This window comes from Enterobacter sp. MEB024, from assembly GCF_030209635.1.
In the GTDB taxonomy this organism is placed as follows: domain Bacteria; phylum Pseudomonadota; class Gammaproteobacteria; order Enterobacterales; family Enterobacteriaceae; genus Enterobacter; species Enterobacter ludwigii.
The window spans coordinates 267,037-281,378 of sequence record NZ_JARVRQ010000001.1; the positions used below are offsets into that span (position 1 = coordinate 267,037).

Annotated in this window: 13 protein-coding genes; 7 read left to right on the forward strand and 6 right to left on the reverse strand. The window is 57.1% G+C overall.

The genetic code is table 11. The features are described 5' to 3' along the window. Positions 1–3,135, forward strand: a complete 3,135-nt coding sequence (locus QRN24_RS01280) for an efflux RND transporter permease subunit (protein ID WP_284942234.1) — start codon at positions 1–3, stop codon at positions 3,133–3,135. Here the strand turns inward: QRN24_RS01280 and QRN24_RS01285 are convergent. Further along, on the reverse strand, positions 3,086–4,207 hold the full coding sequence (locus QRN24_RS01285; protein ID WP_025204771.1) for a YbdK family carboxylate-amine ligase: 1,122 nt from the start codon (positions 4,205–4,207) through the stop codon (positions 3,086–3,088). The genes QRN24_RS01280 and QRN24_RS01285 overlap by 50 nt on opposite strands. A 143-nt stretch (positions 4,208–4,350) precedes the next feature. On the opposite strand from QRN24_RS01285, the gene QRN24_RS01290 reads away from it, so the two are divergent. Next, a complete protein-coding gene (locus tag QRN24_RS01290; protein WP_047357041.1) occupies positions 4,351–5,241 on the forward strand; it encodes an oxidoreductase in 891 nt (296 codons plus the stop codon). Here the strand turns inward: QRN24_RS01290 and QRN24_RS01295 are convergent. Then, complete coding sequence (locus QRN24_RS01295) at positions 5,238–6,032, reverse strand: AraC family transcriptional regulator (RefSeq protein ID WP_047357042.1); 795 nt, start codon at positions 6,030–6,032, stop codon at positions 5,238–5,240. The genes QRN24_RS01290 and QRN24_RS01295 overlap by 4 nt on opposite strands. Before the next feature lie 76 nt (positions 6,033–6,108). Between QRN24_RS01295 and QRN24_RS01300 the strand changes: the two genes are divergently transcribed. From QRN24_RS01300 to QRN24_RS01310, 3 genes are read left to right on the forward strand one after another with little or no spacing between them, the layout of a single operon-like run. Further along, on the forward strand, positions 6,109–8,106 hold the full coding sequence (locus QRN24_RS01300) for an FUSC family protein (protein WP_502875258.1): 1,998 nt from the start codon (positions 6,109–6,111) through the stop codon (positions 8,104–8,106). Continuing rightward, a complete protein-coding gene (locus QRN24_RS01305; RefSeq protein ID WP_020885123.1) occupies positions 8,096–8,311 on the forward strand; it encodes a DUF1656 domain-containing protein in 216 nt (71 codons plus the stop codon). The genes QRN24_RS01300 and QRN24_RS01305 overlap by 11 nt, the downstream gene beginning before the upstream one ends. Next, a complete protein-coding gene (locus tag QRN24_RS01310) occupies positions 8,308–9,174 on the forward strand; it encodes an efflux RND transporter periplasmic adaptor subunit (protein WP_047955167.1) in 867 nt (288 codons plus the stop codon). The genes QRN24_RS01305 and QRN24_RS01310 overlap by 4 nt, the downstream gene beginning before the upstream one ends. Before the next feature lie 156 nt (positions 9,175–9,330). On the opposite strand, the gene QRN24_RS01315 is transcribed toward QRN24_RS01310, so the two are convergent. From QRN24_RS01315 to QRN24_RS01330, 4 genes are all read right to left on the reverse strand, one after another. Continuing rightward, complete coding sequence (locus QRN24_RS01315; protein WP_044865911.1) at positions 9,331–10,023, reverse strand: outer membrane protein; 693 nt, start codon at positions 10,021–10,023, stop codon at positions 9,331–9,333. Positions 10,024–10,069: 46 nt separating this feature from the next. After that, the gene (locus QRN24_RS01320; RefSeq protein ID WP_020885120.1) at positions 10,070–10,543 is read right to left on the reverse strand and encodes a GlcG/HbpS family heme-binding protein; all 474 of its coding nucleotides are present in this window, start codon (positions 10,541–10,543) and stop codon (positions 10,070–10,072) included. A 322-nt stretch (positions 10,544–10,865) separates the two neighbouring features. Further along, complete coding sequence (locus QRN24_RS01325) at positions 10,866–11,639, reverse strand: response regulator (RefSeq protein WP_284942236.1); 774 nt, start codon at positions 11,637–11,639, stop codon at positions 10,866–10,868. A gap of 28 nt (positions 11,640–11,667) precedes the next feature. Further along, positions 11,668–12,294 carry a response regulator gene (locus QRN24_RS01330; protein WP_020885118.1) on the reverse strand — a complete coding sequence of 209 codons (627 nt, stop codon included), beginning with the start codon at positions 12,292–12,294 and terminating at the stop codon, positions 11,668–11,670. A gap of 296 nt (positions 12,295–12,590) precedes the next feature. On the opposite strand from QRN24_RS01330, the gene QRN24_RS01335 reads away from it, so the two are divergent. After that, positions 12,591–13,319 (forward strand): cysteine hydrolase family protein, encoded by a 729-nt coding sequence (locus QRN24_RS01335; RefSeq protein ID WP_025204764.1) that lies wholly within the window; start codon positions 12,591–12,593, stop codon positions 13,317–13,319. Positions 13,320–13,381: 62 nt separating this feature from the next. Beyond that, the gene (locus QRN24_RS01340) at positions 13,382–14,335 is read left to right on the forward strand and encodes a GlxA family transcriptional regulator (protein ID WP_032681504.1); all 954 of its coding nucleotides are present in this window, start codon (positions 13,382–13,384) and stop codon (positions 14,333–14,335) included. Positions 14,336–14,342 lie beyond the last annotated feature (7 nt).

Below are 14,342 nucleotides of genomic sequence, written 5' to 3' on the forward strand. Positions count from 1 at the left end.
ATGCTGACGTTTTTCATCAAACGCCCGCGCTTCGCGATGGTGATTGCGCTGGTGATAACCCTGTTGGGTGCCATCGCGCTGAAGATTATCCCGGTGGAGCAGTACCCGCAGATCACCCCACCGGTAGTGAATGTCTCCGCCAGCTGGCCCGGTGCCAGTTCGGCTGACGTGGCGGAAGCCATTGCCACGCCGCTGGAGACTCAGCTTAACGGCGTGGATCACATGCTCTATATGGAATCCACCAGTTCCGATGAAGGTGCCTACAGCCTGAACATCACATTTGCGGCAGGGACCGATCCGGATCTGGCCGCCATCGACGTGCAAAACCGCGTGGCGCAGGCTGTGGCGCAATTGCCCACCGAAGCGCAGCAAAACGGCGTGCAGGTGCGTAAACGCGCCACCAATCTGATGATGGGGGTAAGCCTTTACTCACCGTACAATACCCACACGCCGCTTTTCGTCAGTAACTACGCCAGCACGCAGGTACGTGAAGCGCTGGCGCGTTTGCCGGGCGTCGGGCAGGTGCAGATGTTTGGCGCGCGCGACTACAGCATGCGTATCTGGCTGCGTCCGGATCGCATGAACGCCCTGAACGTGACCACCGATGACGTGGCTCAGGCGTTACGCGAGCAGAACGTCCAGGGGGCGGCAGGCCAGGTCGGAACGCCGCCGGTGTTTAACGGCCAGCAGCAAACCCTGACGATTAACGGGCTGGGGCGTTTAAATCAGGCTGAGGACTTTGCAGACATCATTATCCGTGTGGGGGAGATGGGCCAGCTGGTGCGGCTGAAAGATGTCGCCACGATTGAACTGGGGTCGCGCAGCTACAGCTCCGGCGCCCAGCTGAACGGGCATGACTCGGCCTATCTTGGCATCTACCCTACGCCGTCCGCCAACGCGCTGCGCGTAGCCGATGCGGTTCGCGCGGAGCTGGCGCGACTCTCTGCACGCTTCCCGGACGATCTGACCTATGAAGTAAAATTCGATACCACCACCTTTGTCGCCGCGACCATCAAGGAGATTGGTGTCTCGCTGGCGCTGACCCTGCTCGCCGTCGTGGTGGTGGTTTCCTTATTTCTGCAGAGCTGGCGTGCGACGCTGATTGTGGCGCTCGCCATTCCAGTGTCGCTGGTCGGCACCTTTGCGGTGCTCTATACCCTCGGTTATTCGGCCAACACGCTCAGCCTGTTCGCCATTATTCTGGCACTTACCATGGTGGTGGATGACGCCATTGTGGTGGTGGAGAGCGTTGAAACGCTGATGGCGGAAGGGCAAAGCCGCACCGCGGCTACCGCACAGGCGCTGCGCCAGATTGCCGGGCCGGTGATTGCCACCACCCTGGTGCTGCTGGCGGTGTTTGTGCCGGTGGCGCTGCTGCCGGGGATCGTGGGGGAGTTGTATCGCCAGTTCGCGGTCACGCTCTCCACCGCCGTCACGCTCTCAAGCCTGGTGGCGCTGACCCTGACGCCAGCGCTCTGTGCGCTGTTGCTGCGCCCGCGCCCGAAGAAGCCAGCCGCGGTTTACCGCGTTTTCAACCGCGGACTGGATACCACACGCACCGTTTATACCCGCATCGTTAACTGTATTAACCTCCGTCCGTGGCTGGTGCTGCTGGCAACGGCCGGCGCGGCGGGCGTGGTGGTGTTCAGCTTTATGTCGATGCCAAAGGGCTTCCTGCCGCAGGAAGATCAGGGCTACTTCTTCGCCAGCGTGCAACTGCCGGAAGCGGCGTCGCTGGAGCGTACAGAAGTGGTGATGACCACTGCGCGGGAGCTTATCGCCAGACACCCTGCGGTCGAGGATGTGATTCAGGTCTCCGGTTTTAACATTCTCAACGGTACCAGCGCGTCTAACGGCGGGTTTATCTCCATCATGCTGAAGACATGGAGTGAGCGTCCGCCGCTTGATGAGGTGATGGGAACGCTGCAGCGTCAGCTGCTGGCGCTGCCGGAAGCGACCATCATGACCTTCGCCCCGCCGACGTTGCCGGGGCTGGGCAACGCCTCCGGCTTCGACCTGCGTATTCAGGCTCAGGCGGGGCAAAGCCCGGCGGAGCTGGAACGCGTTACCCGCAACGTTCTGATAAAAGCTAACCAGCATCCGCAGCTTAACCGGGTGTTTACCACCTGGAGCAGCAACGTGCCGCAGCTGACGCTGACCGTTGATCGCGAGCGCGCTGCCCGCCTCGACGTGCCGGTCTCGCGCATCTTCAGCAGCCTGCAAACCGCCTTTGGCGGCACGCGTGCCGGGGATTTTAGCGTTAACAACCGCGTCTACCACGTGGTGGTACAGAACGAAATGCAGTGGCGCGAGCGTGCCGGGCAAATCAGCGAATTGTTCGTGCGTAGCAATAACGGTGAGCGGGTGCGTCTGAGTAATCTTGTCACGATTACCCCGACCGTTGGCGCACCGTTCCTGCAGCAGTATAACCAGTTCCCGTCAGTGTCAGTGAGCGGGTCGGCGGCAGACGGCGTGAGCAGCAGCACGGCGATGGCCGTGATGAGCGAGCTTCTGGCGGAAAACCTGCCTGCCGGGTACGACTATGCCTGGAGCGGGATGTCTTATCAGGAGCAGCAGACCGGGAATCAGGCCATCTGGATTGTCCTGGCCGCGGTGGTTATGGCGTGGTTGTTCCTTGTCGCGCAGTATGAGAGCTGGACGCTGCCCGCGAGCGTGATGCTCTCAGTCCTGTTCGCCATCGGGGGCGCGCTGGTGTGGCTGTGGATCGCGGGATACGCCAACGATGTGTATGTGCAGATTGGCCTGGTGCTGTTAATCGCGCTGGCGGCCAAGAACGCGATCCTGATCGTCGAGTTTGCCCGCGCACGGCGTAATGAGGGGATGGCGATTGTCGATGCGGCCCGTGAAGGCGCCTCACGCCGCTTCCGGGCGGTGATGATGACGGCGGTGTCATTTATTATCGGTGTGCTGCCGATGATGCTGGCGTCCGGGGCAGGGGCCCAGAGCCGCCGCATCATTGGCACCACGGTGTTCAGCGGGATGTTGATGGCCACCGTGGTCGGCATTCTGTTTATCCCGGCGCTGTTTGTGCTGTTCCAGCGCCTGCGTGAGTGGGGACATCGCCTTACGGACTCGTCGCCCACAGCTCGCAATGTTTCTGAACCAGAGAAATAAGCGAACCGCCGTCTGCGATAAAATCGCGCATGCGCTGCGCCTCGCTCTTGCCCTGTTTTAACATCAGGGCTATTTCCTTAATCGCGCTCGTCGCGCCGAGCTTCTCGGCCGACGGCGCAACCTGCTCCAGCAGCCACGCAATATCTTCCGCCACGGTTTTGTGCTCGCCAGTCTGCACGTCCGTCAGAATGCCCTCTAACCCGTAACGACATGCCTGAAAACGGTTAAAGCGGTACAGCAGAAAATCCTTTTCCTGATGCTTATAGGGCCGCGTGGTCAGCAGCCAGTGAGACGTCGCCTGAATCAACCCGGCGATGTTGATCGCGTGGCCGAGCGTCAGCGGTGTATCCATCACCCGCACCTCGACCGTGCCAAAATGCGGGCTGGGGCGAATATCCCAGTGCAAATCTTTAATGCTGTCGATCATGCTGGTGGCGCTCAGACGACGAAACAACCCTTCGAACTCCTGCCAGTTGTTCACCCACGGCATCTGTCCATTATCCGGAAATCCCGAGAAGATATTGAGTCGCGACGAGGCGAACTTCGTGTCCGTACCCTGCATATAGGGTGAGGACGCCGCCAGAGCAATAAAGTGGGGGACAAAGCGCGACAAACCATGCAGCAGATAAATAGCGTCGTCGCCGGTCCGACACCCGACATGCACGTGCTGGCCGAATACCGTCGCCTGCAAAATCAGATAGCCAAACCGTTCGAGCGTGACGTTATAGCGCTCGTCATCGCACACCTCCTGACGCTGCCACTTCTGAAAAGGGTGCGTCCCACCGCCGCAGATCTGAATATGCTGCTCCGCAGCGGCGCGCAGAATACTTTGCTGCATCACCGAGATTTGTGCGGCGGCCTGATCAATGTTCTGACACACGCCGGTGGCGATTTCGAGCATGCTCTCGGTGATATCGTGCTTCACTTCCCCGCCTTTGATGTCGTCTTTGACGGCAGCGATAAGGGCGGAGGAGTCCTGGCTCAGATCGTACCCCGGCGGGTTAACCACCTGCAGTTCAAGTTCAATACCAAGGGTATAAGGTTCAGAGGAATGGAAATCGGGTAATGGCATGGTGCACTCCGTTGTCGTAGATGAAATGAGTATAGACAACGGGTATGGCTCCCACTTCAGGCGGTGGTATAAAGGGACGTGTGGCGGCTATGCTGAACGCCACGGCACACTGATTAGGGCTTTAGCGACCAGGGGAGTTAACAATGTCTGACTATCCAACCATTGCACTGATTGGACCCGGTGCAATCGGAACCACTATCGCTGCGGTGCTGCATGAGGCTGGCCGCACGCCGCAACTGTGTGGACGTACCGCACATGCGCAATTACGTTTGCGGCACGATGAGGGTGAAATCGTGGTACCCGGTCCGGTATTAACCGATCCGACGGTCATCGATCGTCCGTACGATCTGGTTTTTATCGCAGTGAAAACGACCCAGAACGCCGACAGCGCGGGATGGCTGAACGCGCTGTGCGATGAAAACACGGTGGTTTGCGCGCTGCAAAACGGCGTCGAGCAAAAAGCCCAGCTGGCACCGTGGGTCAATGGCGCGACGGTACTGCCGTCGGTGGTCTGGTTCCCGGCGCAGCGTGAGCCGGATGCGTCAGTCTGGCTGCGGGCCAGTCCGCGGTTGACGCTGCCGGATGTGCCGCAGGCAAAACGGGTGGCTGATGCGCTGAATGGCACGCGCTGCGCGGTAGACTTGTCGGCAGATTTTCTTACCGTCGCATGGCGCAAGCTGCTGCAAAATGCGGTTGCAGGCCTGATGGTGCTTGCGAATCGTCGTGCCGGGATGTTCTCCCGTGAGGATATCAGCGAGCTGGCGCTGGCGTATTTGCGCGAAGGGCTTGCCGTGGCCCGAGCAGAAGGCGCGGTGCTGCACGATGACGTTGCGCAGGAGATCCTGGCGAATTTCCAGCGCGCACCTGCCGATTTAGGCACGTCTATCCTCGCCGATCGTCAGGCCAACCGTCCCATGGAGTGGGATATCCGCAACGGCGTGATCCAGCGCTATGGTCGTGCTCACGGTATTCCCGTTCCGATTAGCGATGTGCTGGTTCCCCTGCTTGCTGCAGGCAGCGAAGGGCCGGGTTAACGGCCGCTGACTTTTCGTTCGGCAAAATAGTGCGCGGGCGTGGTGCCCATGGCTTTCCTGAACATGGTGATAAACGCATTCACGGATTCATACCCAAGCGTTGTCGCCACGTTCTGGACCGGGACACCGCTTGCCAGCTCCTGCAGGGCAATAATCAACTGCAGCTGCTGACGCCAGCGGCCAAAGCTCAGCCCGGTCTCGCGCTCCATCAAACGCGCAAAGGAGCGCTCGCTCAGCGCCAGCCGTTTCGCCCATGCTTTCAGGGTGCTTCTGTCGTCAGGATGGCTGACCAGCGCGTCGGCCATGGCGCGAATTTTGGGATGGGCTGAAACGGGCAGGCTCAGCTTCTGCTGCGGCATGCTGGCGAGCTCATCAAGCGTCACTCTGGTCAGCCGCGCGGCATGGCTCTCTGGCGGATAATCAACGCGTTCATGCGTCAAACGGTCAACCAGCGCTTTGATTAACGGGGAAATGGCCAGTGTGCAGCATTTCTCCGGCAGCGCGGCGGCACCGGGCTCAATAAACAGATAGTTGAGATGAGCATTCCAGGTCGCTTTGGCGCTGTGTGCGATCCCGCCAGGGATCCAGACGGCACAGTCTGGCGGCACGATCCAGATATCATTTTCCGCATGACAAATCACCGCGCCATACAAAGCAATAATCAGCTGCCCCTTACGGTGGGTGTGCACCGGCACTTCCGCGGCGTACTCCACGAAATCCAGATGTCGGGCTACGGCCGGGCATGCGGTGGCGTCAGGGTCGAAGAGCGTATTGGCAAGTTGAGGTTTCACGTTTCTGGCAATATTTAGGTATTTTTTGACAGAATAGAGTATTTAAGCGGGTTCGCAAGCCAGTAATAATTCTGGCATGAACACATTAAACGCTTTTCATTTTCATTCGTGGCGCGGCATGCGTGAGCGCTTATCTCCCGTGCTGCGTAACGATGCCAGCGCGCTGCTCTATTCCGCGAGAAGTTTTGCAGCGGCGATGCTCGCTTACTCCATTGCGCTGTCGATAGGCCTCGAACGTCCATCATGGGCCATTATTACCGTCTATATCGTTTCGCAGACCTCGGTGGGGGCCTCGCTGAGCAGAAGTCTCTATCGTCTGGCCGGCACCGTTGTGGGGGCCTGCGCCACCGTTGCCATCGTACCTGTCTTCGTCAATATGCCGATCCTCTGCAGCGTGATGCTGTCGGGCTGGATCACGTTCTGCCTCTATTTATCTCTGCTGGAGCGCACCCCGCGGGCGTATGCCTTTGTGCTGGCCGGGTACACTGCGAGCCTGATTGGTTTTCCTGCGGTATCCGACCCCGGCGGGATTTTTAATATCGCCATTATCCGTGTGCAGGAGATTGTCATTGGGATCTTCTGCGCGGCGCTGATACATCGCTATGTGTTACCCGCGCGTATCTCCGGCCTGTTCAACAGTAAGTTATCGCAAACCCTGCACGCCGCGCGTGAGCGGGTGGCTGACACCCTCGCAGGCAAACCCGTCGCGGTTTCAGACCCGCTGCATCTGGCGCTGGCGCTGCAGTTTCTGCAGGGTATAAGCCACCATATTCCGTATGATTTTGCCCTGTCTGCTCCGGTGCGGCAGGGCAGAAAGGCTATCCATGACCGACTGGCGCGGCTGGTCATCGTCAACTGTGAATTACGCGATCGCTTACCGGCGACGGTGCCTGCCGGGTTGCAGGTATTGCTCGACGACGTTCAGGCCTGGCTGGGGGATGAAGATGCTGCACGCCACAGCACGGCAGATGCGTTAATGGCACGCAGTGAACAGCTCGCAGAGCGCTACGCTGCACAGGCCCGGACGATGAACGACGCGCTGCTGGCCAGTTTTGTCCGTTATCTGACGCAGGCCATTACGCTGTTGCAGCAGTGCGAACGTCTTTCTGATGCCATCCACCATGCGAAGCCCGCCCACGGACTGACGGCGGGCAGGGCAGTTAAAGGGTATGTTTTTCACCGCGATCCTCTTACTGCCGCCCGCACCGCGCTGGGCGCGTTCGCCATCATCCTGAGCGGCTGCCTGGTCTGGATCTTCTCCGCCTGGCCCGATGGCAGCACGGCGGTCTCTATCCTTGGGGTCTGCTGCACGCTGTTTGGCAGTTTCGACACCCCGGCTCCGCACATTGTGAAATACATTATTGGCTCGTTCTGGGGCGTATTGATTAGCCTGCTGTACAGCTTTGCGCTGCTTCCGCAGGTGAGCGATTTCCCCGTGCTGGTGGCCGTGCTGGCGCCGGTATATCTGCTGGCCGGGTCGCTTCAGGCACGTCCTCCCACCACGTTTATGGCGATGGGGATCACCCTGACGCTGCCGGTATTGTGCGAGCTGGGTGCCCACTACAGCGGAGATTTTGCCACGGCGGCCAATACCGCCATTGCGCTGTTTGCCGCAACTGGCTTTGCTGTTATCAGCATGAGCCTGCTGCAAACCGTGCAGGCCGACGCGGCCATCGCACGTCTGCACACGCTGTGCCAGCGCGATATTCGTCGCAGCGTGAAGGGCAAGCTTCTGCTGGATGAGACGCACTGGACCAATCTGATGATTGACCGCGCTGCCCTGTTACTGCCGCGCCTGCAGCGCAGCGGACGTGCCTCAGAGCAGGTGCTTAACCCGCTGCTGCGCGCGCTGCGCATCGGCCTTTCAGTGATGCATTTACGCCGCTGCGGTATGCCCGCGAGCAGGGAGATTAGCGCGCGCCTGTATCACCTGAACGACACCGACGCCTTGCGTGAACACATCGCCGACCACATCCGCCTCAGTTTGCCTGCCACAGATGCACAAACGCGCCAGTTTGTCGGCCATCTGGTGGATTTACATTGCGCATTACGGAGGGCAGACGATGGTCAATGATCTGAATATCGGGGGCGTTTTTATCCCGGGACTGCTTGTCACCGCGCTCGCGGCGCTGGCGTGCACGCTGGCACTCATCGCGCTTTTATCGCTCAGCAGGCTCTACCGTCGTTTGCCTTTTCGCCCGCTGCTGGACGTTTCAACTTATCTGGTCACCTTTTTCCTGCTGATGCAGGGCCTGACCGCGCTGGGGTTATTTAGATGAAATCACTACTCTCTCTGGTCGGTCGCTATGCGCTGACGTTATGTGCCGTCGCGGCGGCCACGCTTCTGGCTTTTATGATGTGGAAACATTATGCGCAAACGCCCTGGACCCGCGACGGCCGGGTACGGGCGGATGTGGTACAGATTGCGCCGGACGTATCCGGGCCGGTAATCCGCGTGGCCGTCCGGGATAACCAGTGGGTTAACCGGGGCGATGTGCTCTACGCTATCGACCCGCACTGGCTCACGCTGGCGGTGGCCAGCGCGCAGGCTGAGGTGGAGTCCAGACGGCATGAGATGGTGATGCGACAGGATGCCGCCAGGCGACGCGCACAGATTAAAGCCGCGATTTCCAGCGAGGATTTACAGCAAACGGGCAGCGCCGCGAACGTCGCGGTGGCGAATTATCACGGTGCGCTGGCCGCGCTGGAGCTGGCCGAGCTTAATTTGTCCCACGCCACCGTACGGGCTCCCGTCTCGGGTTATATCACCCATCTGCGGCTTCGCCCGGGGGACTATGCCACCGCGGGGGAGACTAAGGTCGCCATCGTCGATGCGCACAGTTTCTGGGTGGTGGGGTATTTCGAGGAGACCAAACTTCGACATATTCGCGTTGGGGACACGGCGCATATCGTGTTGATGGGCTATGACCCGGTGATTGCCGGACATGTCGAGAGCATCGGCCATGGGATCGGTGATAACAACGATGAGACGGGCGGGCTTGGGCTTCCCGACGTCGAGCCGACATTTAGCTGGGTGCGGCTGGCGCAACGCGTCCCGGTGCGCATACATATTGATGCATTGCCGAAGGGGATTGAGCTGGTAGCCGGGTTGTCGGCGAGCGTGGAGGTGGTGCCGGAATGAGGGGCGTCAGCGTACTGAAGTGAAATCCGATAGTGAGCGCTTTTGAGCAAAAAAAACCTTACCGCCCGGCAGACAGGCGGTAAGGACAGGCAAAGTGGCATAAAAGAGAGGAAAAATACCTGAAATGAGGGTGATGAAACTGTCTGTCAACGTGCCTTACAGGACGTAGCGCACGCCGAATACAAATTCATTGTTCACCAGGCGTCCACGCAGGTTTTCATCCTGCTGATCACGGGCGTTGACAAAGGTGTTACGGCCGCTTTCGATATTGCCCATATCGACATAACGATAAGTGGCGTACAGGGTCAGATCGTCAATAACTTCATAAGACGCACCTGCACCCACGGAGTAGGTAAAGTTGGTTTGCGTGTTGCCAGCAAACTCGCGGGTGTCATTACCCTGCCAGCCACCCACTTTCACTTTCGCCACACCGGCACCCGCCGTTGCGTACAGGGCGAATTTGTCGGTGATCATAAAGTCACGATAAACGTTGAGCATTGCACGTTCAGAATCAACTTTCATGTGGTTGAAACTGGTTGCAAACGTGGAAGAGCCGCTGGTGAATTCTGTTTTTTCTTTAAACACATATTCCGCTTCGGTACGCCAGTTATTGCCGAACTGATAGCCGGCGGCCACGGAACCGTTCAGCTTGTGCTCTTTTTCGTCCCCGGCCACAAATGAACCGATCCCCGGGCGTTCGCTCAGGTTCATGCTCTTGGCCTTCTGATGGGTGTCAATCAGGTTCAGGGCACCGTAATAGCCTTCTTTAACGTTTTCGGCAGCCAGTACCGGGCCGGAAGCGCACAGTGAAATCACAGAGGCGAATAAAACACGTGGCGTTACTTTCATAATAAGTTCCTTTTTTATCTTTCCGATAAATGACAGATAGCTTTACTTATTTCAGCTTTTTAATAGCGTCGAGTGCACAGGCTTCATCAATATCACCGCTCGGCGCGCCGCCAATACCAATGGCACCGATGGTGGCGTTATTTTCTTTAACCGGTACGCCGCCAGCCAGTAATAAGAAACCGGGGATATCGCCGAGGTTTTTCGCCGCCGGGTACTTATTTGAATTTTCCAGAAGCTGGCTGGTCGCCGCTCCGCTGGACGCAGAGGTAAACGCTTTCTGATAGCTGGCTGTCAGGGTATGTGGCCCGGCGTTATCCATACGCTGTACCGCACGGGTGAGGCCTGCAGCATCGACAACCGTCACGCTGACGTTATAGCCTTTAGCGCTGCACGATTTAACGGCTTCGCTGGCGAGTACAGATGCCTGTTCCAGAGACAGGGTGGACTGCGTCAATGATTTAGCGTGCGCAGTCATGGTTAATGCTGTGAGCACAGGCAGAATAAGAAATGTCTTTTTCACAAGGAATACCTTTTAATTAATGAGGCGTAAATAATAAAAATAAAACGCCCGTGAGGTTGATCAGCAAGAGCATCAGAATAAGAAAACGCAGTTCTGTTGTAGTGGTCTCAAATAAATTATTTAACATGGCAACCTTCTTTATTTCAAAAACGTTGCCATGGTGACAACGGGGTCACTATATAAATTCCAGGTCAGTGAGATACATGAGGGCAGGATGATAGGCGTGTAAGGGAAGGACTATAGGCGTGTAGTCCTTGTCGGTGAAAAACAGGCCAGGCGCAGGCGCCCGCTCGACAGCGTGTGAGGAAAAGTAAACCTGAGGTTAGCGTGGTGTGGTGAAGGCTGTAATCGCCTGATTCAGCGCCGCGATGTCCCTGAGCAGGGCCTGGAGGCGGGGCACAATGTCAGACTCGACGGGCAACGTTGTCCCTTCGCATGCCTTTTCAAGACTGCGACACTGCTGCGCTATCGCAGTTGCGCCAATGATATCGGCGGCACCGGCCAGGCGATGTACGTGATACGCCAGCGCTGGCCAGTCGCCCTGACGGGCCAGCGTAAGGCAGGGTTGCATGTCGCGTTGGTTTTCATCCCGCGTGGCATTCAGCAGGGTGAACAATAAGGTATTGTCATCGCCGGTTAACGACCGAAGATTGTCCACACGGATAAACTGGCCGAGGCCTTCCGGGTCAGCAGGTTTTGTGGTCGCCTCTTTTGGGGACACCCGCTGTAGACCCGCCTCCAGTTGCTTCAGATTGAGCGGTTTGAAAAGGCAGTCGTCCATACCTGCGGCAATACAGCGGCTACGCTCTTCGGGCTGAGCATTCGCGGTGAGACCAAGGATAATTAACGGTTTTTGCTGCCGTTCCCGTAACAGCCGGGTGAGGGTTAGCCCGTCCATCACCGGCATATTACAATCGGTGATGACCATATCAACCTGCTGTTCGCTCCAGCGCATAAGGGCTTGTTCGCCGTTTTCTGCCTCGACAACCTCATACCCCAGGCGGATCAATTGCTGCCTGAGCAGGAGTCGGCTTGCCGGGTGATCGTCTACAGTCAGTATGCGTAGCGGGCGTGCCGCCGAAGGGGATTCCGTCACATTTTTCCCTTTAAGACCCGGTGTTGGCTCATTCTATTTTGTTGCGCAGGGCAAAATCATAAATGTCTTTCGGGCTTTTAAGATCGAGCTTTTTCATCAGGCGGCGTTTATAGGTGCTGACCGTTTTATCACTGATCATCATTTCCCCGGCGATATCGACAATCCGGCTTCCTTTTGCCAGAAAATGCAGAACCTGCAGTTCCTTATCCGACAGACTGGCAATATTCCCTTTGTCATCCAGCGGAATATCCTCTGCGGCAATCTGGCGGGCGCGATTAATCGGGAAAAAACCATAGCCACTTTTGATTGCACGGATAGCGTCATGAAGTTCCGTCAGATTATTGCGCTTGCTAATAAACCCATCGGCGCCCGCACCGGCACAACGCTTAATATAATGATCGTCATCTTTACCCGTCAGAACCAGGATCCCGCCTTTAAAATCATTCGCACGGAGTCGCTGAACAACGTTAATCCCATTAATTGTAGGAATATCGATATCGACAATAACCAAATCCGGAAGTAATTGACGTGCCTGTTGTAATGCCTTAAGGCCATCATCAGTCTCGCCGATCACCGTCATCCCGTCTTTTTCCAGCAACATTCTCACCGCCAGACGGGCAACCGGGTGGTCATCCACGATTAATACGCTATTCATTTTATCATCCTGGTTCAAAGGGCTTTGCCTGATGAACACAGGCATGAATATTATGCATAACTATACCATATCTGCAACGATATTACCCGCCGGTCAATAAGCGGGAAATAGCGCTATTTCAATGACATGAAAATTAGAGTGGTGGGTTTTTCTGGCATATTTGCTCGGCAGGAACGACAGGGTAATCCTTTTTATATTGGCCCAAAAGTACCGTTTTTCGTTCTTCAGGTGACTCCTGTCTTTTACGTCAATACGAAATAATGCCTCCCGAACACAACACAGAGGGAGTTCTTGTTATGAAAACGATTTTCCGTACCGCACTGTTGGTGAGCATGATGAGCGCATTTTCCAGCCAGGCCACCGCACAGGAGACAAATCAGGTGAATACAAAAACAATTCGCGCGATGTCAGGCGCTGTTGCTACGACGTCTTTATCCGCATCTGAAACCGCGTTAATCGTGGTGGATATTCAGAATGAATATTACGCGGGTCAGGACTTCCGTGGTCGGATGGTTATCCCGGATGGCGCGGATGTGCTGTTGAAAAACAAAAAGCTGGTCGAGTATGCACACCAAAAAGGGATGCCGGTCTACTTTGTGCGCCACATAACAAAAAATAGCCCGCAGCAAAACGGTACGCCGCTGTTCGCTGAGAATTCCGTATTTGCCCAGTTCCATAAGGATCTGCAGCCGACTGCGCAGGACACCATTATTACCAAGGAGACCCCGAGCGCTTTCGTGGGCACCGATCTGGATGCCCGCTTAAAGAAACAGGGAATTAAAAAGGTCATCGTGGCGGGCCTGATGACGCATATGTGTATCTCATCGACTGCACGTGATGCTGTACCGCTGGGTTATAGCGTGATTATTCCGGAAGATGCGACAGCCACGCGCGATCTGGATGACGGGAAGGGGGGCGTGGTGGATCACGACACGCTGCAGCGTGCAGCGCTGGCAGGCGTCGCGGATGTCTTTGCTGAAATCATGACCACGGATCAGGTGATGGCGCTGGCGGTGGAAAAATAAGACCGAACTGAAATCCCTGTGGCCAGCCAGCCCTCTATACTGGCTGGCTTACGGAGGCGGTCATGACATTGAAAATTGGTATCGTAGTCTTTGAAGGCATTATTCCTTTTCACCTTTCGGTGCCTTATGCCGTGTTTGAGAAAGCACTGACGCCGCAGGGTGACGCCCTGTGTCAGCTCGTGGTTTGTGCCACTACACCCGGTGCGCTTAAAACCAATGCCGGTTTTTCCATCGTGGTCGACCGAGGTCTGGATGCGTTAGCCGGGATGGATATGGTGATTGTGCCGGGCTGGGATGTGCCCGAGCATGCACCGGAGCCTGAACTGTTAACGGCGTTACAAAACGCGCATGCAGCCGGGTCCCGCATTGTTGGGTTGTGTATGGGCACGTTCGTGGTGGCCGCCGCAGGCCTGCTGGAAAACCGTCCGGCAACGACACACTGGCGATGGGCGGCGGACTTTCAGCGTCTTTATCCTTCAGTGCAGATGGATAAAGATGTGCTTTACATTGATGATGGCGATGTTGTGACGTCAGCAGGAACGGCAGCCAGTATCGACTGCTGTTTGCACCTGGTCCGACAGGCGTGGGGCGCGGATGTCGCCAACCGCGTGGCGCGCTTGCTGGTGGTGCCGCCTCATCGTCAGGGCGGGCAGCGGCAGTTTGTGGAGCTGCCGGTGCAGAATACGCGTCGTGGAGATAACTTCACCGACGCGCTGGCCTGGGCAACAGAGAATTTACAGCTGGCCATCACGCTGGACTGCGTGGCAGAGAAAGCCTGCATGAGCCGCCGGAGCTTTACCCGCCGCTTTCAGCAAACGACGGGGGAATGTTTTTCAAACTGGCTTTTGAACCAGCGCATTCTCGTTGCCCAGCGCTTTCTTGAAAAAACCGATCGGCCAGTGGAAGATATTGCCGAACGCGTCGGCTTCCCTTCCACGACCTCTTTACGGCGCCACTTTCAAAAGCAGCTTAATACCTCACCTTCCCGCTATCGTCGCGAGTTTCGTGGTCGTTAGTCATTTC